Below are 25,173 nucleotides of genomic sequence, written 5' to 3'. Positions count from 1 at the left end.
TTCAGGTGCGGCGGCGCACGAGGAGCGCGCCGACGAGGCCCGCCGCGCCCAGCACGGCGACCGGGGAGGCCCAGGCGAGGCGTTCGGCGCGCAGGCGGGCGCAGACCTCCGGCAGCGCGGCGGACTCGGCCGAGACGTCGATCTCGTCGAAGCCCGCGCCCAGGCTGTTGCCGCAGGACACGTCGAGTCCGTTCGGGCCGCTCGTGGACAGCGGGAGCAGCATGATCAGCAGTCCCGAGAGCACGAACGCCGCGGCGACCACGGTGAGGTACTGCCTGGGCGACATGGGGCCAAGCTACGACCTGCCACGACCCCCGCCTAGGGGGATGGCGGAGCCGGGGGATCCGGGCGGTTTCCCCTGGGAATCGGGCGCGGCAGGCGCCGTCAGGGGATTTGAGGGGCCGCCGGGGCGTGCTCCCGCGCCGAGCGGTGGTCGGGGAGCGACGAGCGTTCGAGGGGTGCGCCGCCACGACCGGACGATGATCACCCAAAGAAATTCCGACTACGCAAGAATCGTTGATCTTCACCCTGACGTTGGATTGATTCGCGAGTTGGTCACGGAAAGCTCAGCAAACCCGCTCCCGAAGGCGTGAACCAGTCCCCCATTAAGGGAATGGGTCTGGACCATATCGGCTGAACGAGCAGGTCCGGGCCGTTCGGCGCATCGGGTGCACCGCTCAACGAATCGACCCCGTCCACCCCAAGATCGACGGCGGTCGGTGCGCGATGCTCTCCAGCGCGGAATCAGCGCCCGAATGGAACGCGGCCCCCTGCTCGAACAGGAGACCGCGTGGGTCCGACCGCGAGCCAGGCCTGACGAGCGAGGACGACAGGAGGACCGGAGTTGAGTCTAGGACCGCGCCCCGGCGAGGGGCCAGTGCTCGACGCGACACGAGCGGGTGGCGCGCGGCGGACCCTGGAAGTGCACCGCCTGGCGCCCGCGCCCCCGAGGCGCCAACTGCCTTCGGACCCCGCTTCGGCCGCACCGCCCGCGATCGCGGAGGGTGACGACGAGCGGCTGCCGGAACCAACGGGCCCGTGGCTGCGCGACGCGCTGTCCCCCGCCGTGCTGCTGGCCCTGTGGGCGCTGGCCACCCTTCTGGTCGCCGCGCTGGCGTGACCAGCCCGCATCTGCGGTGCCACACCATCGGGTGATAGCCGCACGAGCCCCTGAACGCCCCGCCACGCCCCGAAGACCCGCCGGAACAGGTCGGCACACCCCCGAGGGGGACACCGCACTCCTGGGGCCGCTGAGCCCGCCGCTTCACGAGCGGGTGAACCCGCAGCCGGCGGGAGCGAGCACGCGGGAGCCGCGCGGGACGGGGTTTGGTGGGCGCGACAGGGTTCGAACCTGCGACCGCTCGGGTGTAAGCCGAGTGCTCTTCCGCTGAGCTACACGCCCCGGAAGGCCGTCACGCCAGCGCGGCGACGGCCCTCTTCCACGACTCCTGGTCCCTGGCCTCGCCCGGCTCGTTGACCTGGGCGAACCGGACGACCCCGGCGGTGTCGATCAGGAAGGTGCCGCGCAGCGCGAACCCGGCCCCCTCGGAGAACACACCATAAGCCCTCGCGACCTCGCCGTGCGGCCAGAAGTCCGAGAGCAGCGGGAACCGGTAGCCCTCCTGCTTGGCCCAGGCCTTCAGGCTGAACGGGGTGTCCACGGACACGCCGATCACCTGCACGCCCGCGGCCTCGTAGTCGGCCAGCTCGTCGCGCACCCGGCACAGCTCGCCGGTGCAGGTTCCGCTGAAGGCGAACGGGTAGAACACCAGCAGCACGCTCTTCGACCCGCGGAAGGACGACAGCGCCACCTTCTGCTTGTTGCTGTCGGCGAGCGTGAAGTCGGGCGCCTCGGCACCGATCTCGATCATGCAAAAACCCCGGGTACGCGGCGGACGGGACGAAGCCCCCGGCCGGGGCGACCCGGCCGGGGACAGCGCGAACCCCGGCTCCCCCGCGAGCGGGAGGGCCGGGGTCGGCGCCGGTCAGCGCTTGTTGACCTTGGCGTTCTTCGGCGAGACCAGCCGCACCGCGGTCCAGTCCTCGCTGACGTTGACGTTCGACGTCTGCGCGAGGCCCGCCGTCGAGGTGGCCTCGGCGATGTCGCTGGGCTCCACGTGCCCGGAGCGCCCCGTCTTCGGGGTCAGCACCCAGATCACGCCCTCGTCGGCCAGCGGCGAGGTGACGTCGACCAGCGCGTCGACCAGGTCGCCGTCCTCCTCCCGCCACCACAGCAGGACCACGTCCACGACGTCGTCGGCGTCCTCGTCGAGCAGATCGCCGCCGACCCGCTCTTCGACCGCCGCTCGCAGGTCGTCGTCGACGTCCTCGTCCCAGCCGATCTCCTGGACAACGGCGCCCGGTTCGATCCCGAGCTTGTCGGCGACGCCGATCTTGCCTGCGTCTTCCGCGGCGACCACGGTTTCCACTCCTCCAAGTGCGCGACAGCGACGGTCGGGGCTCCGACCGCAGTTCGGCGTCGACCTCCAGGGTCAACTACCGGTCGCGGCTAGCGAACACTGTCACCCGTGCCACGCGCAACCGTAAGAGCCGGGACACGCCGCAGCGGTACCCCCGGATGCGGTACCCGGAAGCCATGAGGCATGCTCTACATACCTCCTATCCGCGCGCGCGCGTGGGACACAATCCGGAAATACTCACCGGTAGCGGTGACGGGACAGTGTCCACAGGGCAACGATGGAGACAGAGACCACGGAACGAGGAGATCCCTTGGCCCCGCAGAACCACGGCACCACTCCCGAGCGGGTGCGCGTCATCAGGGACGGTTTGGCCTCCCACCTCCCGGACATCGACCCGGAGGAGACCTCGGAGTGGCTGGAGTCGTTCGACGCCGCGCTCAAGGGCGGCGGCCAGCAGCGAGCCCGCTATCTGATGCTGCGGCTGCTCGAGCGCGCGAGGGAGTCCCACGTCGGGGTGCCCGCGCTGACCAGCACCGACTACGTGAACACCATCCCCACCGAGCGGGAGCCCTGGTTCCCCGGTGACGAGGAGGTGGAGCGCCGCTACCGCGCCTGGGTGCGCTGGAACGCGGCGATCACGGTGCACCGCGCGCAGCGACCGGGTGTGGGCGTCGGCGGCCACATCTCGACGTATGCTTCGTCGGCCAGCCTGTACGAGGTGGGCTTCAACCACTTCTTCCGGGGCAAGGACCACCCCGGCGGCGGCGACCAGGTCTTCGTGCAGGGCCACGCCTCCCCCGGCGTCTACGCGCGCGCCTTCCTGGAAGGCCGGTTGACCACCGACCAGCTGGACGGCTTCCGCCAGGAGTACTCGCACGGCGGCCTCGGCAAGGGCCTGCCGTCGTACCCGCACCCGCGGTTGATGCCGGAGTTCTGGGAGTTCCCGACCGTCTCCATGGGCCTCGGCCCGATGAACGCGATCTACCAGGCCCGGTTCAACCGGTACCTCCAGTCGCGCGGCATCAAGGACACCTCGCAGCAGCACGTCTGGGCGTTCCTCGGCGACGGCGAGATGGACGAGCCCGAGTCGCGCGGCCTGCTCCAGCTCGCGGCGAACGAGCAGCTGGACAACCTCACCTTCGTGGTCAACTGCAACCTGCAGCGCCTCGACGGCCCGGTGCGCGGCAACGGCAAGATCATCCAGGAGCTGGAGTCCTTCTTCCGGGGCGCCGGCTGGAACGTCATCAAGGTCATCTGGGGCCGCGAGTGGGACTCGCTGCTGCACGCGGACCGCGACGGCGCGCTGGTCAACCTGATGAACCAGACCCCCGACGGCGACTTCCAGACGTACAAGGCCAACGACGGCGCGTACGTCAAGGAGCACTTCTTCGGCCGCGACCCGCGGACGAAGGAGCTGGTCACGGCCATGTCGGACGACGACGTGTGGAACCTCAAGCGCGGCGGCCACGACTACCGCAAGGTGTTCGCGGCCTACCAGGCGGCGGTCTCGCACAACGGCCAGCCGACCGTGATCCTCGCCAAGACGATCAAGGGCTACGGCCTCGGCGAGCGGTTCGCGGCGCGCAACGCCACGCACCAGATGAAGAAGATGTCCCACGACGACCTGAAGTCGTTCCGGGACAGCCTGCGCATCCCGATCGCGGACAAGGACCTCGACCCGTACCTGCCGCCGTACTACCACCCCGGCAAGGACGCCCCGGAGATCCAGTACCTGCTGGAGCGCCGCAAGCAGCTCGGCGGGTTCGTGCCCGAGCGCCGCAACACCGCCAAGCCGCTGGTGCTGCCCGGCGACAAGGTCTACGACGTGGTCAAGCGCGGCTCGGGCAAGCAGGAGGTCGCCACGACGATGGCGTTCGTCCGGCTGGTCCGCGACCTCATCAAGGACCCGGAGATCGGCAAGCGGATCGTGCCGATCATCCCGGACGAGGCGCGCACGTTCGGCATGGACTCGATGTTCCCGTCGCAGAAGATCTACAACCCGAACGGGCAGCTCTACACCTCCGTGGACGCCGAGCTGATGCTGGCGTACAAGGAGTCCGAGCAGGGCCAGATCCTGCACGAGGGCATCAACGAGGCCGGCTCGACGGCGTCGTTCACGGCGGTCGGCACCTCGTACGCCACGCACGGCGAGCCGATGATCCCGATCTACATCTTCTACTCGATGTTCGGGTTCCAGCGGACCGGCGACGGCCTGTGGGCGGCGGGCGACCAGATGGCGCGCGGCTTCGTGCTGGGCGCCACGGCGGGTCGCACCACGCTGACCGGCGAGGGCCTGCAGCACGCCGACGGGCACTCGCTGCTGCTCGCGCACACCAACCCGGCGGCGGTCGCCTACGACCCGGCCTGGTCGTTCGAGGTGGCGCACATCGTCAAGGACGGCCTGCGGCGGATGTACGGCGAGGACGCCGAGAACGTCTTCTACTACCTGACGATCTACAACGAGCCGTACCGGCAGCCCGCCGAGCCCGAGGACCTGGACGTGGAGGGCCTGCTCAAGGGCCTGTACCGCTACCAGAGGTCCGAGGGCGAGGGCGGCCCGAAGGCGCAGCTGCTCGCGTCCGGCGTCGGCGTCCCGTGGGCGCTCAAGGCCGCCCGGCTGCTGGCCGACGACTGGGGCGTGCACGCCGACGTGTGGTCGGCGACGTCGTACTCGGAGCTGCGCCGCGAGGCCGTCGAGGTCGACCGGCACAACCTGCTGAACCCGGACAAGGAGCCGCGCGTCCCGTACGTGACGCAGGTGCTCAAGGACGCGCAGGGCCCGGTCGTGGCGGTGTCGGACTGGATGACGGCGGTGCCGGACCTGATCCGCCCGTACGTGCCGACCGACATGACCACGCTGGGCGCGGACGGCTTCGGCTTCTCCGACACCCGCCCGGCCGCGCGCAGGCACTTCCTGATCGACGCCGAGTCGGTCGTGGTGGCCACCCTGGCCGCGCTGGCCAAGCGCGGCGAGGTGCCGCAGCAGTCCGTCGTGGACGCGGCGCGCAAGTACCGCATCGACGACGTGTCGGCGGCCGGTCCGTCCACCTCGGACGCGGGCCTGGCCTGATCGACCGCGGCGGTCCGGGTTCCCGGACCGCCGCGCCCGACCCGCCCCGCACCGGGTGGCGGTCGGCTGGAACGAGCGGACGAGAGGCGTTCTCCCCCCGATCGGGGGAGGGCGCCTCTTGCCGTTTCCGCCCCGCGCGGTGTGCTCCAGGTCATAGACTCCGCTCGACCTGCTTCGGCGGCTCGCAGTGGACCGGGGGATCGATGGGGACGCCTCAGGAGGCGCTGCACCGCACCATCCTGCTCGTCGACGTCGCGGCCTTCGGGAGCCGGGACGAGCCGGAGCAGCGGGAGGCGCACCGGGCGCTGTACGCCGCGCTGCGGGCCGCTTTCCACGTGGCCGGGGTGGTGTGGTCGGACGAGCCCGACTGGGACGGCACGTACCACGAGGACCGCGGCGACGGGGTCATGGCGCTGCTGCCCTGCACGATGGTGAAGAGCCGGGCCGTGCGGGTGCTGGTGCCCGCGCTGGCGGGCGAGCTGCGCCGGTACAACCACCTGCTGGCGGACGGGGCTCGGCTGCGGCTGCGGGTCGCGCTGGCGGCGGGCGAGGTCTCGCACGACGGGGTCGGCGCGCAGGGCGAGGCGCTGGTGGGCGCGTTCCGGCTGCTGGACGCCCCGCCGGTGAAGCAGGCGCTGGCCCGCTCGCCGGGCGCGCTGGTGCTGGTGGTGTCGGGCGGCTTCCACCAGACCGTGGTGCGCGGCGACCCGGCGTGCGACGCGATCGCGTTCCGGCCGGTGGACGTGCGCAACAAGGAGTTCCGGGAGACCGCGTGGGTCGCGCTGCCGGACACCGGCCCCGCGCCGCCCAGGCACCGCCACCGCAGGCTCGGGCAGCCCGCCGTGCGCGGCCCGTCGGGGCCGGGCGGGCGGGCGGGTCGGCGCCGGAGCTGGCGGCGCGCGCCGAACCGGGTGGCGGGCTGGGGACGGCGGGCGCTGGGGGCGCGGCTGACCCGCCGGGACGCCGGGGTGCTGGTGGTCGCGGTGGTGCTGCTGCTGGTCCCGACGGCGTGCCAGGGGCCGCCGGAGGTGGCCGGGTGCGCGCTGCCGGTGCAGCTGAACGTGCTGGCCTCGCGGGAGGTCGTGGACGAGCTGCGGGACCTGGTGGTGAAGTTCGAGGACGGCGAGCGGGCGCCGGGCGAGCTGCGCTGCGCCGGGGTCAGGGTGCACGTGGCGGAGGGGCCGGAGTCGGCCGACGTGGTGCGCGCGCTGGGCGACGGGCTGCCGGTCGGCGGGGGCATCGGCACCAGCGTGCCCGAGCCGCACGTGTGGATCCCCGCGAGCGGGCTGGAGCTGGAGCAGGCGCGGGCGCTGCTGGCCGAGGACGGGTCGCAGAAGGGCCTGAGCCTGCGCGCCGACGTGGGCGGCGTCCCGTCCGTGGTGGCGCGGTCGGTGGTGGCGCTGGGGGTGCCGCGGCGGTGGGTGCCGGAGCTGGCCGTGCGCGAGGACGCGCGGCAGGTGTCCTGGCAGTCGCTGCTGGGGGCCGACGGGTGGCGGCTGTTCGGGTTGGAGCCCGCCGTGACCGGGAGCGCGCAGATGGCGACGGTCGCGGCGGTCGGCGGGTGGCTGAACCCGCCGGAGCTGGGTCCGGAGGCCGGGCCGAAGTTGCACCAGATGGCCGCGCGGGTCGGGGCCGAGGTGCCGGGCGGCGCGGGCGGCGGGTTGTGCGGCGAGGTGCGGTCGGTGCTGGTGGCGGCCGAGTCCGAGCTGGCGGACCGGGCGGACGAGTGCGGCGGGCTGGAGGTGTTCTACCCCGAGGGCGGCTCGCTGTGGCTGGACCACCTGTTCGTGGAGGTGGTCCGGGCGCCCGCGAGCGGGGCGGGGCCGTCGGTCGAGGAGCACCGGGCCACCCCGGTCGGGGAGGCCGCGGCGAAGTTCCGCGACTTCCTGATCGGGGACGCGGGGGCGCAGGACCGGTTCAAGCGGTCCGGGTTGCGGGGCGCGGTCGGCGGGGACACCACGACGCGGGGGTTGCGCCCGAGCAGGCCCGCCGCGCTGGCCACCCCCGAGTTCGCGGCCCGCGTGCGCGCCGTGTGGACCGAGGTGCGGAAGGAGACCAGGGTCGCGCTGGTCGTGGCCGACACCTCCGAGCTGGGCGGGCAGGTGGCGGAGCAGATCACCAGGCTGGTGGAGTCGGTGGACGGGGCGCGCGACCGGGTCGAGGTCGTGGTGGACGGGGAGCGGCCGCTGCGCGACCTGGTGGCCGAGCGGGTGGCGCTGGACCGGGCGGCGCTGGTCGTGGTGGTGGCGGGGGCGGGGGACCGCGTGGGGTTCGGGTACGGGCCGGTGTCGGAGCGGGTCGTGGTCGGGGTGGGGGTCGGGTCCGGGGCGTGCGAGCCGTCGTCGGAGCTGCGGGCGCTGCTGGACGCCAACGCCCGCGCGTGCCTGCCGCTGGTGGACCGGGCCGGGGTGGTCCCGCTGGTCAACGAGGTCGCGGAGGAGCTGTGGGATGTGGGGTGAGCGGCGGGGGCGGGCGGCGCCGGGCGGGCTGCTGCTGTGCGGGCTGCTGCTGGGCGGGGCGCTCGCCGGGTGCGCGGAGCCCGAGGCCGGGTGGGAGGAGCGGAGCGGGCCCATCGTCTTCGCGGACTCGAAGGACACCTCGGTGGATCGGCAGATCGCCCGGCTGGTGGAGATGTGGAACCGGTTCAACCCGGACCAGCCGGTGTCGTTCCAGGAGCAGGCGACCGGCAGCGACGCCTACCGGGCCCAGCTGATCGCCCACTCGCAGCGCAGCAAGCGGGAGGAGGGGGCGCCCTGCTACGACGTGATGGCCATGGACGTGGTGTGGACGGCGGAGTTCGCCGAGGGCGGGTTCCTGGCCGAGGTGTCGGACCGGGACCTCGACCTGTCCGAGTTCCGGCCGGAGTCGCTGCGGGCCGCCCGGTACGCGCGGAGCGAGGAGCTGGGGCGGGCGCGGGACGGGGCGGGCGCGTCGCGGCTGTGGGCGGTGCCCTGGCGGGCCGACGCGGGCCTGCTCTACTACCGGACCGACCTGGTGGCCGAGCCGCCGACGAGCTTCGCGGGGCTGCGGGAGGCGGCGCTGGCGGTGAGCCGGAGGGAGCCGTCGGTCGCCGGGTACGCGGGGCAGTTCCGGAAGGCGTACGAGGGGCTGTCGGTCAACGCGTTCGAGGCGATGTGGGCGTTCGAGGGCGATCCGGTGCCGGTGGACGCGCGGGGCGTGCCGCACCCGGCGCTGGACGCGGGGTCGGCGATGGGGGTGCGGTCGCTGGTGGGCGCGGTGCGCGACGGGTGGTTGCCGCGGTCCACGCTGGACTACGACGAGGACGCGAGCTGGCAGGCGTTCGGGCGGGGCGAGGTGGCGCTGATGCGCAACTGGCCCTACGCGTACGCGCAGCTCACCTCGCCCGACCGGGCGGAGGGGTCGCTGGACCCGGCGCTGATCGGCGTGGCGCCGCTGCCGTGGGAGAGCGCGCTGGGCGGGTGGAACCTGGGGGTGTCCACGTGCACGCGGCACGGGAGGACGGCGCGGGAGTTCGTCCGGTTCCTGACCGACCCGGCGCGGCAGCGGACGCTGCTGGAGCAGGCCGGGTTCGCGCCGACCCGGACCTCGCTGTACGAGGACGAGTCGCTGTGGACCCCTCCGCACCTGAAGGTGCTGCGGGAGGCGCTGGACTCGGCGCGGCCCCGGCCTGCCGTGCCGAACTACGACCTGCTGACGCGGTTGGTGCAGGAGCAGGTCGGGGAGGCGATGCGGGACGGGCGGGCGGTGGACGCCAGGGTCGAGGCGCTGGCGGACGGGCTGACCACCCTGCCCGGACTGGTCAGACCGGGCTGACGGGGCTGGCGGGGCTGGCGGGGCTGGCGGGGCTGGCGGGGCCTGCTGGGTTGGCGGGACTGGCGGGGTTGGCGGCTCGGGGCGCGCGGCGGGCTTCGCGGTTCCAGTCGAGGAAGCCCTTGACGACCAGCACGGCGAACACGGTGTAGACGGCGGCGCTGAACCACAGGCCGGAGCGGAGCTGCAGGGGGACGCCGATCGCGTCGACGACCAGCCACACGATCCAGAACTCGACCAGGCCGCGGCCCTGGAGGGCGAACGCGAGCACGGTGCCGACGAAGATCGCCGCGTCGGGCCAGGGGGCCCAGGAGGCGTTGGTGGCGTCGAGCAAGAGCGCGAAGCCGGTGGTGCCGAGGAGGAAGGCGGCGAGCACGGCGACGCGCTCGCGGGTGGCGCCGGTGCGGACGACGACGCCGAGCACCGGGTCGCGGCGGCGGCTCCAGGCCCACCAGCCGTGCACGGTGATCAGCCCGATGACGACCTGCCGGGCCGCGATGCCGCCGAGGTCGGCCGAGGCGTAGACGGCGAACAGCAGGACGACCGACGCGAGCTGCACCGGCCAGGTGAGCATCGAGCGGCGCTGGGCGAAGAAGACCACGACGAGCGCGAGGACCTGGCCCGCGAACTCGGCGTAGGACACCCGCTGCCCGAACAGCGTGAAACCGTGCTCCAGCAGGACGTGCACCGCTCCTCCATCCCCGTTCCAGGGCATGGCAGGGTCGCGGGACCGCTGCGCACCTCTCATCCGGACTGTGACCGTCGGCCCCGGAATCCCACCGGGTCGGCCGCCTGGCGGCGGTTCGCGGGCTCTCACCGCCGGTTCGGGATTTCACCGAGCCCCGGAGCGCGTGTTCTCCACCCCCGTGAACAGCGGGAAGGCGGCGGGTGTTCCACCCGAGCGGGTGATGTGGGGCACGGGTGGGTGGGGGCGAGGGGTGGTGGTGGGCTCGGGTGGGCGGCGGTGGTGGCGCGGGCGGCGGTAGCGGGGCGCGGCGGGCAGGCGACTGGGGCGCGGTGAGCGGGCCGCTGGAACGCGGACAGGGCGCGGCAGGCAGACGGCGGCGAGTGGGGGGCGCGGGCGGTGGTGGCGGGGCGGGCGGTGGCATCCGCAGGGCGAAGGGGGCGCTGGGGGGTGCGGCCCGTGGGCGAGTGCGGCGCGGTGGACAGGCGGCTGGTCGCCGACGCGCCCGCAGGACGGCAAGAGGCCGGGAGCGGGGTTTCCCACTCCCGGCCTCCACGACCGACCTGGCCCGAGCGTTCTCGACGCCCGATCCCGGCATTGCCCGGTCCAGCGCTCCCGGCGCGCGGCCGAAGTGTTGCCCGGTCCGAGCCGCTCCCGCCACGCAGCCGAAGCGGCGCCCGGTCCGAGCCGCTCCCGCCACGCGGCCGAAGCGGTGCCCGGTCCGGGCGCTCTCCTGCCTAGATGTTCTCCGTGCCCGGCCTCGGGATGCCCGACGGCGGGGTCGGGGCGTCTGCCGCTCCCCCGCGTTGCCTGATCCCGGCCGTCACCGGCTCCTGCTGCGCGGAGCCCGATGTCATCGCGCCCGACTGGCCCGCGCCCATGCGGTCCTGGCCCATGCGGTCCTGGCCCGCGCGCTCCTGGGTCGAGGTCCGCTGCTCCTGGGACTGGCGCGGTTGCGGGGTGAGGATCGCCGTCTCCTGCTGCATCCGCTGCAGCGCCGTCTCCCAGCGCTGCTGCATCGGGCGGACCAGGCCGCCGCCGACGCCGACGATGATCACGCCCGCCGCCGTCGCCAGCACCGCGATCAGCACCGGCATGGTCACCGCCACCGCGATGCCCAGCTGGTTCAGCGCCGCGATCGCGCCCAGCGCCACGATGAAGCCCTGCGCCGCCCCGCCGAGCAGCTTCGTGTAGCTGCGCGGGCCGATCGCGCCGGTGATCATCGTGCGCAGGGCCCGGCCGATCGCCGACGCCACCAGGACCAGCACCAGCGCCACCACGATGCGCGGCAGGTACGCGATCACGTCGGTCAGCAGGGCGCTCACCGCGTTCTCGGCGCCGAACACGCTGAACGCGAGCTGCAACGACATCAGCAGCACGAAGTAGTGCACCAGCCGCACGATGAGCCCGGTCGCGTCGATCGGCGACTGCGCCACCACCCGCCGCATCCCGGCCCGCTCCACGAGCCGCTCGAAGCCGAGCCGCCTCAGCAGGAAGCCCGCTCCCCTGGAGAGCGCTTTGGCGATGAACCAGCCGACGGCGAGCACCAGCAGGAACCCCAGGAGCTTGGGCACGAACGTGGCGACCAACGCCCACGCCTGCCCGAGCCCGGAGGTGATTTCGGAGCCCATGACGCCTCCTCGCAGTTGCGGATGTGGCCGATCGTTTCGCGACGCCTTTCACCCGGCAACCTGAAGCGGTGCCACGAAAGGGTGACTGACGTGGCTTTTTGCCCGGCTGCGGTCCAGAGTGGAGACACCGGTGGGGACCGGGGAGAGGGGAACGCCCGGCGCGTCGCACGCGCCGGGCGTTCCCATTACCCGCGCCATTCGGCAATTCCACGCGAGCGCTGATTCCGACGGCAAACGCGCCGAGGTGAATTCCGCCCCGAACACCGCTGGACCCCGGAGCGCCCGGCGGGAACCCCGGCCCGCCCCCACCCCCGCCACCCCGCGTCACCGCGGTGGCGCGGACCGCCCCGCCCCGGCTCCTACGCTGTCCGCATGACCCGTCCTGAAGGCCCACCGCTGTCGACCGCCACCCTGCGGAACCTGGAACGGGCCTCCGGCGACCTCGCCTCCTCCACCGTCGCGGAGATGGAGCGCAGGCTCCCGTGGTTCCGGCGGATGCCCGCCGACCAGCGCGCGAGCGTGCTCCTGCTGGTCCAGAACGGCGTCGCGGGCTTCGTCGCCTGGCTCCAGGACCTGCAACCGGCGGTCCGGCTCACCGCCGAGGCGTTCCGCTCCGCCCCCAAGGACATCTCCCGCTGGGTGAGCCTGCGCCAGACCGTGGAGCTGGTGCGCATCGCGCTGGAGCTGTTCGAGCAGCGCCTCCCGGTGCTGGCCGCCGACGACGCCGAGCACGCCCACCTGACCGGCGCGGTGCTGCGCTACGGGCGGGAGATCGCGTTCTCCGCCGCCACCTCGTACGCCGCCGCCGCCGAGGCGCGCGGCGCGTGGGACGCCCGGCTGGAGGCGCTGGTCGTGGACGGGGTGGTGCGCGGCGACGCCGAGGAGTCGCTGCTGTCGCGGGCCAGCGCGCTCGGCTGGGAACCGGGCGCCCCGGCGACCGTGCTGGTCGGCAACCCGCCGTCCGACGACCCGCAGCAGGTGATCTACGAGGTGCGCAGCCGGGCCGCGCGCAGCGGAAGGCAGGTGCTGCTGAGCGTGCAGGGCTCCCGCCTGGTCCTGGTGCTGGGCGGCGACACCGAGGCCGACGACGTGCTCGGGCGCATGGCGCAGGCCTTCGGCGACGGGGCGGTCGTCGCGGGCCCGACCATGCCGAGCATCGCCGAGGCGCACCGCAGCGCCGCCGACGCGCTGTCCGGGCTGCGCGCCGTGGTGGGCTGGCCCGCCGCGCCGCGCCCGGTGCGCTCGCTGGACCTGCTGCCCGAGCGCGCGCTGGCGGGCGACCCGGAGGCCGAGTGGCAGCTGGTGGACCGGATCACCCGGCCGCTGGAGGAGGCGGGCGGGGCGCTGCTGGAGACCGTGGACACGTTCCTGGAGGTCGGCGGCGTGCTGGAGGCGTGCGCCCGCAAGCTGTTCGTGCACCCGAACACGGTGCGCTACCGGCTGCGCCGCGCCACCGAGCTGACCGGGCGCAACGCCAACGACCCGAGGGACGCGCTGGTGCTGCGGATCGCGCTGTCCGTCGGCCGCCTGGCCCGCGCGCGCGGCCTGTGGTGACCGGGGCGCCCGACCCCTACCACACCCCGACTCGGGGGCGGGGTGACCAAGGACACCCCGACCGATAAGGGTGTTTTGGGCCGACCTCCACAACGCAGCGGACCGTGGACCGGTCGTGTTCCGGACGCCTTTGTAGAGAACCTACAAGCGTTGCCTGGCCTTTTCGTCCGTGCCGACATGCCACCGGAGGCCGGGCACCGTGTTCAGTGAGCCCGTGATCGCGCTGCTCGCCCCCGGACAGGGGTCCCAGACACCCGGAATGCTCACCCCCTGGCTGGATGCCGAGGGCGCCCGTGAGCGGATCGGGGCGTGGTCCGAGCTGACCGGTCTGGACCTGCTGCGGCTGGGCACCGAGGCCGACGCCGAGGAGATCAAGGACACCGCGGTCACCCAGCCGCTGGTCGTGGCCCTCGCGCTGCTGGCGTTCGAGCGGCTGACCCGCGAGGTCGAGCTGCCCGCCGACACGATCATCGCCGGCCACTCCGTCGGCGAGCTGGCCGCCGCCGCGATGGCGGGCGCGCTCAGCGCCGACGACGCCGTGCTGCTGGCCTCGGTGCGCGGCGCGGAGATGGCCGCCGCGTGCGCGCTGGCCCCGACCGGCATGGCCGCCGTCCTCGGCGGCGAGCAGGCCGAGGTGCTGGCGCGGCTGGACGAGCTGGGCCTGGTGGGCGCGAACCGCAACGGCGCGGGCCAGGTCGTGGCCGCGGGCCCGCTGGACGCGCTGGAGAAGCTCGTCGCCGAGCCGCCCGGCCGGGCGAAGGTGCGGGCCCTGCAGGTCGCGGGCGCGTTCCACACCGACTACATGAAGCAGGCCGAGGACGCGCTGCGCGCCCGCGCCCAGGACGTCCTCGTGCGGGACCCGGAGCTGCCGCTGCTGTCCAACGCGGACGGCTCGGTGGTCAGCGAGGGCCCCGAGGTGCTCCTGCGGCTGATCTCCCAGGTGACCCGCCCCGTGCGGTGGGACGCCTGCCAGGCAACCCTCGCCGAGCGGGGCGTCGGCGCGGTGGTGGAACTGCCGCCCGCGGGCGCGCTGACCGGCCTGGCCAAGCGCGAGCTGAAGGGCACTCCCACGTTGGCCTTGAAGACACCCGACCAGGTCGCCGCGGTGGCCGAGCTCCTGGAGGCCGCGAAGTGACCGCGTTCACCACCACCACGCAGGTCACCGGCACCAGGATCAGCGGCCTCGGCAGCTCCCAGCCGGACACCGTGGTCTCGAACCACGACCTGGCGCAGTACATGGACACCTCGGACGAGTGGATCCGGGACCGCGTCGGCATCGTGAACCGCCGCTTCGCGGGCCCCGACCTCTCGCTCGCGGACATGGCCGTGGACGCGGGCTCGAAGGCCGTCGCGGACGCGGGCCTGTCCCCGACCGACATCGGCGCCGTGATCGTGGCGACCTGCACCATGCCCTCGCCGATCCCGAACGCGGCGGCGCAGGTCGCCGACCGCATCGGCGTGAAGGCCGCGCCCGCGTTCGACGTGAACGCCGCGTGCGCGGGCTTCTGCTACGCGCTGGCCGCCGCCTCGGACATGGTGCGCGCGGGCAGCGCCAACCACGTCCTGGTGATCGGCGCGGAGAAGCTCACCGACTGGGTGCGCAAGGACGACCGCTCGAACGCGATCATCTTCGCGGACGGCGCGGGCGCCGCGGTCGTGTCCGCGACCGACGAGCCCGCCATCGGCCCGGTGGTGTGGGGCAGCGCGGGCGACATGTCGAACCTGATCGAGATCCCGGACCGGGACTCGTTCATCCACCAGGAGGGCCAGTCGGTGTTCCGCTGGGCCACCACGCGGATCGCGCCGATCGCGCTGCGCGCCGTGGAGGCCGCGGGGCTGACCGCCGCCGACGTGGACGCGCTGGTGCCGCACCAGGCGAACCTGCGGATCGTCGAGGCCATCGCGAAGAAGCTGCGCTCCAGCGGCGCGCGCGAGGACCTGGTCGTGGCGCGGGACATCGTCGAGTCGGGCAACACCTCGTCGGCGTCGATCCCGCTGGCGATGGACCACATGCGGGCGTCGGGCGAGATCAAGAGCGGCGACGTGCTGCTGCTGATCGGCTTCGGCGCGGGCCTGTCCTACGCGGGGCAGGTCGTCCGCTGCCCCTGACCGGGGCCTGGAACGACCCCCCGGACCGGCCCCGAGCGGCGGTCGGTCCGGGTTGGGCAGCACGGCAGGGCACCACGGGCGCGGGCGCGCCCGGTGGCATCGAGGCTTCCGGCGGGGCACCCCGGCCGGTGGACAGTGAACGAAGGGAACCGCAGTGAGCAACGAGGACATCCAGAAGGGTCTCGCCGAGATCGTCGAGGAGGTCGCGGGCGTCACGGCCGCCGAGGTGACCCCCGACAAGTCCTTCGTGGACGACCTGGACATCGACTCGCTGTCCATGGTGGAGATCGCCGTCCAGGCCGAGGACCGCTTCGGCGTCAAGATCCCGGACGACCAGCTGGCCAACCTCAAGACCGTTGGTGACGCGGTTGAGTACATCACCAGCAAGGCATGACCGCTGACATCGACGTCGTCGTCACCGGGCTGGGTGCCACCACCCCGCTCGGTGGCGACGTCGCCTCCACCTGGGAGGGGATGCTCACCGGCCGCAGCGGCGTGTCCGCGATGGTCGGCGGCTTCGTTGAGCAGTACGACCTGCCGGTGCGGATCACCGCCCGGCTCGCGGTCGAGCCGACCGAGGTGCTGCCCAGGGTCGAGGCCCGCAGGCTGGACCGCTGCGAGCAGGCCGCGCTGGTGGCCGCCCGACAGGCGTGGGCGGACGCCGGTCACGACGACGACAGCGTCGACAAGGAGCGCCTCGGGGTCATCATCGGCACCGGCATCGGCGGCGCCCGGACCCTGCTGGAGCAGGACGACCTGATCGAGGAGCACGGGCTGCGGAAGGTCTCGCCGCTGTCCGTGCCGATGCTGATGCCGAACGGCCCGGCCGCCTACGTGGGGCTGGACCTGAAGGCCAGGGCCGGGGTGCACGCCCCGGTGTCCGCGTGCGCTTCGGGCGCGGAGTCGCTGGCCTGGGCCTGGCGGATGATCAAGACCGGTGAGGCGGACGTGGTCGTCGCGGGCGGCACCGAGGCCTGCATCACCGCGGTCACCATGGCCGGGTTCATCCAGGCCAGGACCATGAGCAGCCGCAACGACGACCCCGCTCGGGCGTCCCGGCCGTTCGACGCGAACCGGGACGGCTTCGTGCTCGGCGAGGGCGCGGGCGTCCTGGTGCTGGAGCGGGCGGACTTCGCCAGGGCTCGCGGGGCGAAGATCTACGGCCGCCTGGCGGGCGTGGGGCTCAGTTCGGACGGGCACCACATCACGGCGGCCGACCCCGAGGGCCTCGGGCAGAGCCGGGCGATCTCGGCGGCGCTGCGCACCTCGGGCGTGGCCGCGTCCGACATCGCGCACGTGAACTGCCACGCGACGTCCACCCCGGTGGGCGACGTGATCGAGCCGCAGGCGGTGCGCAGGTCCGTGGGCGACCACGTGCTGCTGACCGCCCCGAAGGGCCACCACGGGCACCTGCTGGGCGCGTCGGGCGCGGTGGAGGCCATCACGACCGTGCTGTCGCTGCGCGACGGCGTGATCCCGCCGACCCTGAACCTGGTGGACCAGGACCCGAAGGTGGATCTGGAGGTCGTGACCGGCGAGCCGCGCAAGATCGACCAGATCGCCGCGGTGAACAACTCGTTCGGGTTCGGCGGGCACAACGCCTCGCTGGTCTTCACCACGGTCTGAGCCGTCGGGTCAGGCGGCCCGCGCGGTCGCCTGACCGGGTTCTCCCCGGCGGGCGGGGAAGTCCGCCGCGGTGGTGTCGCGGGCGGTTCCGGGTTCGCCCGGACCGGGTCGCGGCGGTGTGGCGCAGGGGCTGCCTCCGGGCGGCCCCTTTCGCCGTTCCGGGACTTCCCTGTTCCGCCCCCGGAGCGTTCCGGGTACTTTCCGGAGAATCCTCCGGGCGACGCCGGGGGGAATTTCCTCTTTCAGCCTCGCGAAAACCGGGTCCACATTTCTGCGGATTCGCGCGCGCATTCCGCCGGGCCCGACCCCCGGCGCGGTCTCAGCAGGGTTCGAACTGCGAGGACTGGCCCTCGGTGCCCACGTCGACGCGCAGCGCGCCGTCCTCGACCTGGAGCGGGTAGACCACCCGCCAGCGCACGCAGCCGACCCGCAGGTCGGCGGGGCCCCAGACCGGGTCCTGGGTGCTGGTGAAGGTGATCATGGCCTTGAGGCGCTGGGCGCCGACGGCCTCCAGGCGGTGCACCAGGATCGTGCCGTCCCTGGTGGTCTCGTAGGGCTTGCGCCAGGCGCTCTCCCCCGGCGTGAGGGCGCGGCGCTGCGCGGTCACGGTGGTGGTCCAGCCCTGGAAGTTCCTGGCGTTGATCGAGTCGAAGTGCTTCTGCAGCAGCTCCACGACCCGCGCGCCGTCCGGGTGCTTGGACACGTCGGTGGTCAGCAGGACCTTGGAGTCGCCCGGCTGCTCGGACGGGGCGAGCGAGGTCGGCGCGCCCGAGGCGGCGTCCACGACCTGCTCGACCGGGGGCGAGGTCTGGCGCTTGTAGGCGTCGCGGGCGATCACCCCCGCGCCCGCGGCCGAGGCCATGACCAGGAGCACCACCGGGAGCAGCACGCGCGGGGACACCCCCAGAGCCTCCCACAGCCGCCCCCCGCGCCCCGCGCCGGGCGGCGCGCCCCGACTCGCCCACCCGGTCCCCATTCTTGCGGTTTTCTCCCCTGCGCGGGGGAGGCTTTTCAGGACCCCTGTTCGTCAAACATCTTTTTCCGGTCAGTTGGCGCAGTAAATCATCCTCATTCCGGAGCAATCCCCCGTGAGGAGCAGTCAACGGCCGGTGTTAACGTTGTGCGACGACCGGGACATTTTCCCTGAAAGCCCAGGTCACAGCCCCTTTCGAGCACAGAACGCAAGTGTTCAGATTCAGGTTTGAACAGGCGCCATGTCCTGCGGCAAACGGGACCAAACTCGGCGTTCAGGTGACCGTGGGAGCGATTCCGGCACAGACCGTGCAGAACCGGGTGGTGCCGATTGTCCCTAATGCTCGCCCCGTGTCACCTCATCGGCGGATTGGCGATCAACGGTGAGTTGTGCGGAAATATTGATGTCGAACAAATCGAGGGGGCGAAATACAGTGGATCTCCGCTACGAGGCGTACTGCTTCGCCGACCGCCTCTTCTACGACGTGCAAAGCCCCGTGGAAACGGCCCAGGACGATTTCTCCCGCGTCCTCCCGGCAGTGGACGGGGGGTGGGTGCAGGTCGAGAAGAACATCTGGCGGCACCTGCACCCGAAGGGCGTCCGGCTGCCGAAGCAGGGCTGGAAGGTGCACGTCTCGGCGACCGTGCTCAACGCCGCCGAGGTGCTCCTGAAGTCCCACACCTACCTGGTCGACAAGCGCATCCCGTTCAAGTACCTGCGCACCCGGTCGATCGTGCTGGCCCGCAACTCCAAGTACGCCCCCCGCGAGGCCAGCGGCAAGCTCATGACGATCTACCCGGCCGACGAGCGGCAGCTGGAGAGCGTGCTGTCCGAGCTGTCGGAGCTGCTGCGCGGCCAGCCGGGTCCCTACGTCCTGAGCGACCTGCGCTACGGCGCCGGACCGCTGTTCGTGCGGTACGGCGGGTTCGTCGAGCAGTGGATCGAGCGCGACGGCAAGCGCGTGCTGGCCATCGAGGGCCCCGACGGGGACCTGGTGCCGGACCAGCGCAAGCCCACGTTCGCCACGCCCGAGTGGGTGCCGCTCCCGGCCTGCCTGGAGCCCCACCTGGCCGCTCGGGGCGCCGGTGACGCGGAGTCGTTCCCCTACCGGGTGCTGCGGTCGCTGCACTTCTCCAACGGCGGCGGCGTCTACCTGGCGCGGCGCAAGTCCGACGACGTCGAGCTGGTGCTCAAGGAGGCCCGCCCGCACGCCGGGCTGGACCGCGAGAACACCGACGCGGTGGCCAGGCTCGACCGGGAGCACACGATCCTCACCAGGCTCGCCGGCGTGCCGGGCATCCCCGCCGCGCACGAGCGGTTCGGCGCCTGGGAGCACGAGTTCTTCTCGATGGACCTGGTGCGCGGCATCCCGCTCGGCCAGTGGCTCGGCAGGCACTACCCGCTGACGCACAGCGAGGTGGACGAGGCGAAGGTCGCCGAGTACGCGGAGCGGGCGGTGCGGCTGATCGGCCAGGTCGAGCGGATCCTCGACGCCGTGCACGGGCGGGACGTCGTCTTCGGCGACCTGCACCCGCTGAACGTGCTGGTCGACACCGACGACGACGGGAACGACTCCGTCTCGCTGATCGACTTCGAGCTGGCGTCCGGCATCGAGGAGGACCGCAGGCCCACGCTGGGCGCGCCGGGCTTCCAGGCCCCGCCGGACCGCCGCGGGTTCGAGGTGGACGAGCACGCGCTGGCCGCGCTGCGGCTGTACGTCTTCCTGCCGCTGAACGCGGTGGTGGAGCTGTCACCGGCGAAGCTGCGCTCGCACGTGGGCTTCGTGCGCCGCCGGTTCGACCTGCCGGAGGAGTACTGCGCGGCGATCGAGCGCGGCCTGAGCGCGGCGGCGCACGCCCCGACCCCGCTGGACGAGCCGGAGCCGGACTGGTCGGTGGTGCGCAAGTCCATCGCCGCGGCGATCCTGTCCAGCGCGACGCCCGACCGGACCGACCGGCTGTTCCCCGGTGACGTGGAGCAGTTCGAGGTCGGCGGGGCGTGCTTCGCCTACGGCGCGGCGGGCGTGCTGCACGCCCTGGACGCGGCGGGGCAGGGCCGGTTCCCGGAGCACGAGCGGTGGCTGGTCGAGTCGGTGCGGCGCGAGCCGCCGAAGGAAGCCGGGTTCTTCACCGGCGCCCACGGCGTGATCCACGTGCTGGACCGCTTCGGCCACGAGGAGCTGGCCGCGAAGCTGGTCGAGGACTACCGGCCGCTGGTGGCGACCACCTCGGACCACGGGCTCAACTCGGGCCTGTCCGGGATCGGGCTGAACCTGCTGCACCTCGCGCAGCGACGGGACGCGGGGCAGCGGAACGAGCCCGGCTACGCCGAGCAGGCGCTTGAGCTGGGCGAGCGGCTCGCGGTGGCGCTGGAGGGCGCCCCGCCGCCCGGCGACAAGGCCAGGGCGGGCCTGCTGCACGGCTGGTCCGGCCCGGCGCTGCTGTTCACCAGGCTGCACCAGCGCACCGGGGAGCCCCGGTGGCTGGAGCTGGCCGAGCGGGCCCTGGAGCGCGACCTCGCCGAGTGCATGACCGCGCTCGACGGCTCGACCCAGGTCCGCGACGGGAACTTCCGGACCCTGCCGTACGTGGACATCGGCAGCGCGGGCATCGCCCTGGCGCTGAACGAGCTGGTCCGCGTCGCGCCGGGGACCCGGCTGGCCGGGCGGTTGTCCGAGCTCGTCGGCTCGTGCACCGGCGAGTTCGTGATCCACCCGGCGCTCACCCTGGGCAGGGCGGGCCTGCTGGCCACCCTCGCCCACTCGGGCGGGTCGCGAGAGGCCGTGGACCGGCACCTCGCGGCGCTCGCCTGGCACGCGATCCCCCACGGGGAGGGCACGGCCTTCCCCGGAATCCAGTTGCGACGGCTCTCGATGGACCTGGCCACCGGCGCGGCGGGCGTGCTGCTCGCGATCGCCTGCGCCGTGGACGGCGTCCCCGTGCTGCCGTTCCTCACCAGCCCCGACCCGACCGGGTCGGTCGCTTCACCCCGAGATTAGGAGAAAAACCATGGAGTTCATCCTCGACCTGCAGGAGCTCGACATCCCCGAGACCCAGTCCCAGGCGATGGCGAGCGGTGGCGGTGGCGGCGGCAGCACGACCGCGTCGAACGCCAGCCTGCTGCTGCCCTGCAGCCACTCGACCGTGAGCCTGCTCGCCTGCTGATCACGGTTCGGGACCGGGGTTCCCCGGTGAGCGGCGCAGGCGAAGTGCGCCGCTCACCGGGCCTCGACCGGGGGCTCGACGGCCTGACCGCCGTCGGGCCCCCTGCTCATGATGCGGCACGGAGGGCCTGTCCAGGGGGGTGAAATGGGACTGCTGCGCACGGTGGTGCGGCGTGACCCCAGGTGGGTGCTGCTGGCGGTGAACGCGCTGGTGGCGACAGTGGCCGGGCTGCTGCTGCCCGTGGCGCTGGCCGGGGCGGTGGACGGCGCGCTGTCCGGCGGGGCCCCGGTGGCGGCGCTGGCGCTGCTGGTCGGGTTGACGGCGGTGGAGCTGCTCGGGGACGCGGTCGGCGTGGTGCTGGCGGCGTCGCTGACCGCGCGGGCCACGGCCTGGTTGCGGAACTCGGTGGCGCGGCGGCTGGTCGACCTGGGGCACCCGACGCCGTTCGCGGCCGGGGACGCGGTGAGCCGGTTGACCGGGGACGCGGCGATCGCGGGCGGCACGGCCGTGCTGCTGGTGGGCCTGGGGGTGTCGGTGGCCACGGCGGTCGGCGCGGTGACCGCGCTGGCGCTGCTGGACTGGCGGCTGGCGGTGGTGTTCCTGGTGAGCGTGCCGGTGGGGCTGCGGTTGGTGCGCTCGCACCTGCGGCTCACCGAGCGGGACGTGACCGCGTACCAGCGGGTGTCGGGCGAGCTGTCGGCGCGGCTGCTGGACGCGGTGGTGGGGCTGCGCACGATCGCGGCGGCCGGGCGGGCGGAGCAGGAGGCGCGGCGGGTGCTGCGGCCACTGCCCGAGCTGGGGGTCGCCGGGGCGGGGATGTGGCGGACGCAGGCGCGGATGGTGTGGCGGGCCGGGCTGCTGCTGCCCGCGGTGGAGTTCGCGGTGCTGGTGGCGGCGGGGTTCGGCGTGGTGGCGGGGCGGTTGACGGCGGGGCAGGTGCTGGCGGCGCTGGGGTACGCGGCGCTGGGGATGGCGGTGGTCGGGCAGGCGACGGCGCTGACGGCGCTGCAGCGGGCTCGGGCGAGCGCGGCGCGGTTGACGGAGGTGCTGGAGGCGGGCGGGGCGCGCGGTGGGGCGGCTGCGGTCGGGGCGGCTGCGAGCGGGGCGGCTGACGGCGGGACGGCTTTGGGCAGGACGGCTTTGGGCAGGACGCCTGCGGGTGTTGCGGCTGCGGCCGGAACCGCCCGTGGCGAGACGGCAGCGGGCGGAGAGTCTTCGGCCAGGACGGCTGGCGGCGAGGCCGCCGCGAGCGGGACGTCGGCGGGCGAAGTGGTTGCGGGTGAAGCGGTTCCGGTCGCGACGGCCGGGCGCGAAGCGGTCGCCGCGAGGGCGGTCGGCGGCGAAGCGGTCGCCGAGGTGGCGGTCGGGGCCGTGGAGCTGCGCGGGGTGACGGCCGGGGTGCTGCGCGGGGTGGACCTGGTGGTGGCGCCGGGGTCGCGGGTGGCGGTGGTCGGTCGGTCGGGGGCGGGGAAGTCCGCGCTGGCGCGGGTGGTCGCCGGGTTGACCGCGCCGGAGTCCGGCCGGGTGCTGCGCGGTGGTGCGGTGGCCTGCGCGTTCGAGCGCCCCGCGCTGCTGGGCGAGACCGTGGGCGCGGCGGTGGCGTACGGCACGGCGGCGTCCCCGGAGCGGGTCGAGCGCGCCTGCCGGGCGGCGCAGGTGCACGACGTGGTGGTGCGCCTGCCCCTGGGCTACGCGACGCCGCTCGCCGACACCCCCCTGTCCGGCGGCGAGGCCCAGCGGCTCGGGCTGGCGCGCGCGGTGGTGCGCGACCCCGAGGTGCTGGTGCTGGACGACGCGACCGCGAGCCTGGACACCGTCACCGAGGCCACCGTGGAGAGCGCCCTGGAGACGGCGCTGCCCGGCCGGACCCGGATCGTGGTGACCCACCGCGCGGCGACGGCGGCCCGCGCGGACTCGGTGGTGTGGCTGGAGGACGGGCGGGTGCGCGGGACCGGCGACCACGGGCGGCTGTGGCGCGACCCGGCCTACCGGGCGGTGTTCGGGTGAGCGGCAGACCGGGCCCGGCGGTGCGGGAACGCACCGCAGGAAGAACTTTTGCCCCGCAAGCACTTTCAGCGCGCGGGAACCCGCACCACCGCCTGGCCGCCTGCGGCCCCCGTGACCCCGGCGCTTCCCCGCTCGCGCCCCGCCTCTCCCGCAGGCTCCCCCTCCCCCGCACGTCCCTCACTCCCGAGGCGGTGCAGTCATGAGGTCCTACCTGGCCGTGTTGGCCGGTCAGCGGCGCGGGGTGCTGGTGCTGCTGCTGTGGTCGCTCGTCGAGGGCGTGCCCGCGCTGCTGTCCGGGCGGCTGGTCGCGCTGGCCGTCGACCGGGGGTTCGCGGTCGGGGACCCGCGGGTCGGGGTGCTGTGGCTGGTGGGGTTCGCGGCCGTCGCGGTGGCGGGCGCGGTCGGGCGGCGGCAGGTGTACCGGGGGCTCGGGGTGGTGGTCGAGCCGCTGCGGGACGCGCTGGTCACCGAGGTGGTGCGCGGGGTGCTGCACGGCGGGCGCTCGCACCGGCGGACGCCGGACGCGAGCGCGGTCGCCCGGATCACCCGGCACGTCGAGGTCGTGCGGGACGCCACCGCCGGGCTGCTGGTGCAGGCGCGCGGGCTGCTGGTGACCACGGTGGCCGCGCTGGTCGGGCTCGCCACGGTGGTGGACGGGCTGGCGTGGGCGGTGGTGCTGCCGGTGCTGGTGTCGCTGGTGCTGTTCGCGACGCTGCTGCCGTCGCTGGCGCGCGGGCAGCGGGCGCTCGTGCTGGCCGAGGAGGACACCGCCGAGAACTCCGGCGCGGTGCTGCTCGGGGTGCGCGACGTGGTGGCGTGCGGCGCCCAGGACGAGGCGCTGGGCGGGATCGCGCGGCGGGTCGACGCGCAGGCGGGCGCCTCGGTGCGGCTCGCCCGGTCGGCGGCGCTGCGCGGGGTGGTGATCGGGCTCGGCGGGTTCGCGCCGGTGGTGCTGCTGGTGCTGCTCGCGCCGGGCAGCGGGCTGTCGGCAGGCGGGCTGCTCGGGGCCGTGGTGTACCTGGGGACGAGCGTGCGGCCCGCGCTGTCCGGACTGGCCGACGTGGCCACGACCGTGCTGCTGCGCCTGGTGGTGGCGCTGCGCAGGCTCGCCGAGACCGCGCCCGTCGCGGTCGCGGGCGGCGACCTGGAACCGGCGGGCGCGGACGTGGTGCTGCGCGGGGTGACGTTCGGCTGGGGCGAGCGGGCCGAACCGGTGGTGCGGGACCTGGACCTGGCGCTCGCGCCCGGCGACCACCTGGCGGTGGTGGGGCCCAGCGGCATCGGGAAGTCCACGCTCGCCGGGCTGGTGACCGGGCTGGTCGCGCCGCGCGCGGGCCGGGTGCTGCTGGGCGGGGTCCCGGTGCACCTGGTGCGGCCGGAGGTGCGGCGGGAGCGGGTCGCGCTGGTGCCGCAGGAGACCTACCTGTTCGCCGGGACCGTGCGGGAGAACCTGGCGCTGCTCGCCCCGGACGCGGACGACGGCGCGCTGCTGCGGTCGGTGGAGGCGGTCGGGGCCGGTGTGGTGGTGCGGCGGCTCGGCGGGCTGGACGGGGAGGTCGCGGCGGGCGGCGCGTCGGGGTTGTCCGCAGGCGAGGCGCAGCTGCTCGCGGTGGCGCGGGTGCACGCGTGCCCGGCGGACGTGGTGCTGCTGGACGAGGCCACCTCCAGCCTGGACCCGGCGGCGGAAGCCGTGGTGGAGCGGGCCTTCGCGGCGCGCGGCGGGGTGCTGGTGGTGATCGCGCACCGGCTGTCGTCGGCGCTGCGGGCGGACAAGGTGCTGGTGATGGACGGCGGACCGGCGCTGCTGGGCGGGCACGCCGAGCTGGTGGCCGCCTCACCGGCCTACGCGAACCTGATGGCCGCCTGGGAGGGCCCGAGGGCCACTGCGGGCTGAGCCGCCGGAACGCCCCGGTGGCGCGGAATCCGCCCGGCGGACGCGTCCACCGGGCGCACCGGGCGCGCGTCGGATCGGCGGAAACCCCGTGCTGCCAACGGATTCGCCCCGCCCCGGAGATCCCCCGGCCGGGGCGCGCGGCGCGCGGTCGACGACCGCTTCGGCGCCGCGCTCGGGGACCGCGCCACGCGGAAACCCGGCGCTGCCAAGGAATCCAGGCCGGGAGCGCTCCCGGAACCTCGGGCGGG

Annotated in this window: 19 protein-coding genes, 1 tRNA gene and 1 riboswitch; of the genes, 13 read left to right on the top strand and 7 right to left on the bottom strand. The window is 74.0% G+C overall.

From position 1 onward, the window contains the following. Position 1 precedes the first annotated feature (1 nt). Positions 2-286 (bottom strand): hypothetical protein, encoded by a 285-nt coding sequence (locus tag AMIR_RS06710; protein WP_015800180.1) that lies wholly within the window; start codon positions 284-286, stop codon positions 2-4. Positions 287-844: 558 nt separating this feature from the next. Here AMIR_RS06710 and AMIR_RS06705 point away from each other — a divergent pair. Beyond that, positions 845-1,120: a hypothetical protein gene (locus AMIR_RS06705; RefSeq protein WP_143760660.1), complete on the top strand. Its 276-nt coding sequence runs from the start codon at positions 845-847 to the stop codon at positions 1,118-1,120. Positions 1,121-1,327: 207 nt separating this feature from the next. On the opposite strand, the gene AMIR_RS06700 is transcribed toward AMIR_RS06705, so the two are convergent. From AMIR_RS06700 to AMIR_RS06690, 3 genes are all read right to left on the bottom strand, one after another. Beyond that, positions 1,328-1,402: transfer RNA gene (locus AMIR_RS06700), tRNA-Val, on the bottom strand. 10 nt (positions 1,403-1,412) lie between these two features. Further along, positions 1,413-1,871 carry a peroxiredoxin gene (locus tag AMIR_RS06695; protein WP_015800178.1) on the bottom strand — a complete coding sequence of 153 codons (459 nt, stop codon included), beginning with the start codon at positions 1,869-1,871 and terminating at the stop codon, positions 1,413-1,415. Between the two features lie 114 nt (positions 1,872-1,985). Continuing rightward, positions 1,986-2,420 carry a DUF3052 domain-containing protein gene (locus AMIR_RS06690; RefSeq protein WP_015800177.1) on the bottom strand — a complete coding sequence of 145 codons (435 nt, stop codon included), beginning with the start codon at positions 2,418-2,420 and terminating at the stop codon, positions 1,986-1,988. 310 nt (positions 2,421-2,730) lie between these two features. Here AMIR_RS06690 and aceE point away from each other — a divergent pair, with 310 nt between their 5' ends. From aceE to AMIR_RS06675, 3 genes are all read left to right on the top strand, one after another. After that, positions 2,731-5,490 (top strand): pyruvate dehydrogenase (acetyl-transferring), homodimeric type, encoded by a 2,760-nt coding sequence (aceE, locus tag AMIR_RS06685; RefSeq protein ID WP_015800175.1) that lies wholly within the window; start codon positions 2,731-2,733, stop codon positions 5,488-5,490. 203 nt (positions 5,491-5,693) lie between these two features. After that, positions 5,694-7,949, top strand: a complete 2,256-nt coding sequence (locus AMIR_RS35345; protein WP_015800174.1) for a substrate-binding domain-containing protein — start codon at positions 5,694-5,696, stop codon at positions 7,947-7,949. Further along, positions 7,939-9,285, top strand: a complete 1,347-nt coding sequence (locus AMIR_RS06675; RefSeq protein ID WP_015800173.1) for an extracellular solute-binding protein — start codon at positions 7,939-7,941, stop codon at positions 9,283-9,285. The genes AMIR_RS35345 and AMIR_RS06675 overlap by 11 nt, the downstream gene beginning before the upstream one ends. Here AMIR_RS06675 and pnuC read toward each other — a convergent pair. After that, positions 9,272-9,970, bottom strand: coding sequence for a nicotinamide riboside transporter PnuC (pnuC, locus tag AMIR_RS06670; protein ID WP_015800172.1), 699 nt, complete (start codon positions 9,968-9,970; stop codon positions 9,272-9,274). The two genes, AMIR_RS06675 and pnuC, sit on opposite strands and share 14 nt — an antisense overlap. A 44-nt stretch (positions 9,971-10,014) precedes the next feature. After that, a riboswitch (FMN riboswitch) is annotated at positions 10,015-10,136 on the bottom strand. A gap of 568 nt (positions 10,137-10,704) precedes the next feature. After that, positions 10,705-11,598: a mechanosensitive ion channel family protein gene (locus AMIR_RS06665; protein WP_015800171.1), complete on the bottom strand. Its 894-nt coding sequence runs from the start codon at positions 11,596-11,598 to the stop codon at positions 10,705-10,707. A 372-nt stretch (positions 11,599-11,970) separates the two neighbouring features. Between AMIR_RS06665 and AMIR_RS06660 the strand changes: the two genes are divergently transcribed. The 5 genes from AMIR_RS06660 to AMIR_RS06640 all read left to right on the top strand — a co-directional run bounded on the left by AMIR_RS06660 (position 11,971) and on the right by AMIR_RS06640 (position 16,887). Further along, a complete protein-coding gene (locus AMIR_RS06660; protein WP_015800170.1) occupies positions 11,971-13,152 on the top strand; it encodes a PucR family transcriptional regulator in 1,182 nt (393 codons plus the stop codon). Positions 13,153-13,366: 214 nt separating this feature from the next. After that, complete coding sequence (locus AMIR_RS06655; RefSeq protein WP_041837426.1) at positions 13,367-14,287, top strand: ACP S-malonyltransferase; 921 nt, start codon at positions 13,367-13,369, stop codon at positions 14,285-14,287. Then, a complete protein-coding gene (locus AMIR_RS06650) occupies positions 14,284-15,261 on the top strand; it encodes a beta-ketoacyl-ACP synthase III (protein WP_015800168.1) in 978 nt (325 codons plus the stop codon). Before AMIR_RS06655 ends, AMIR_RS06650 begins: the two co-directional genes overlap by 4 nt. Before the next feature lie 154 nt (positions 15,262-15,415). Next, entirely contained in the window at positions 15,416-15,655 is a 240-nt protein-coding gene (locus AMIR_RS06645) for an acyl carrier protein (protein WP_015800167.1), read from the top strand. Then, the gene (locus tag AMIR_RS06640; protein ID WP_015800166.1) at positions 15,652-16,887 is read left to right on the top strand and encodes a beta-ketoacyl-[acyl-carrier-protein] synthase family protein; all 1,236 of its coding nucleotides are present in this window, start codon (positions 15,652-15,654) and stop codon (positions 16,885-16,887) included. Before AMIR_RS06645 ends, AMIR_RS06640 begins: the two co-directional genes overlap by 4 nt. A gap of 319 nt (positions 16,888-17,206) precedes the next feature. Here AMIR_RS06640 and AMIR_RS06635 read toward each other — a convergent pair whose 3' ends face one another. Further along, positions 17,207-17,788 (bottom strand): hypothetical protein, encoded by a 582-nt coding sequence (locus tag AMIR_RS06635; protein ID WP_143760659.1) that lies wholly within the window; start codon positions 17,786-17,788, stop codon positions 17,207-17,209. A 505-nt stretch (positions 17,789-18,293) separates the two neighbouring features. On the opposite strand from AMIR_RS06635, the gene lanKC reads away from it, so the two are divergent. From lanKC to AMIR_RS06620, 4 genes are all read left to right on the top strand, one after another. Further along, positions 18,294-20,858 carry a class III lanthionine synthetase LanKC gene (lanKC, locus tag AMIR_RS06630; protein WP_015800164.1) on the top strand — a complete coding sequence of 855 codons (2,565 nt, stop codon included), beginning with the start codon at positions 18,294-18,296 and terminating at the stop codon, positions 20,856-20,858. 10 nt (positions 20,859-20,868) lie between these two features. After that, a complete protein-coding gene (locus tag AMIR_RS38090; protein WP_015800163.1) occupies positions 20,869-21,024 on the top strand; it encodes a SapB/AmfS family lanthipeptide in 156 nt (51 codons plus the stop codon). A gap of 144 nt (positions 21,025-21,168) precedes the next feature. Next, positions 21,169-23,031, top strand: a complete 1,863-nt coding sequence (locus tag AMIR_RS06625; RefSeq protein WP_015800162.1) for an ATP-binding cassette domain-containing protein — start codon at positions 21,169-21,171, stop codon at positions 23,029-23,031. A 199-nt stretch (positions 23,032-23,230) separates the two neighbouring features. Continuing rightward, on the top strand, positions 23,231-24,925 hold the full coding sequence (locus AMIR_RS06620) for an ATP-binding cassette domain-containing protein (RefSeq protein ID WP_015800161.1): 1,695 nt from the start codon (positions 23,231-23,233) through the stop codon (positions 24,923-24,925). The last annotated feature ends 248 nt before the right edge of the window (positions 24,926-25,173 follow it).

The organism is Actinosynnema mirum DSM 43827 (assembly GCF_000023245.1).
Taxonomy (GTDB): Bacteria; Actinomycetota; Actinomycetes; order Mycobacteriales; family Pseudonocardiaceae; genus Actinosynnema; species Actinosynnema mirum.
This window is presented reverse-complemented; position numbering and strand designations above follow the sequence as displayed.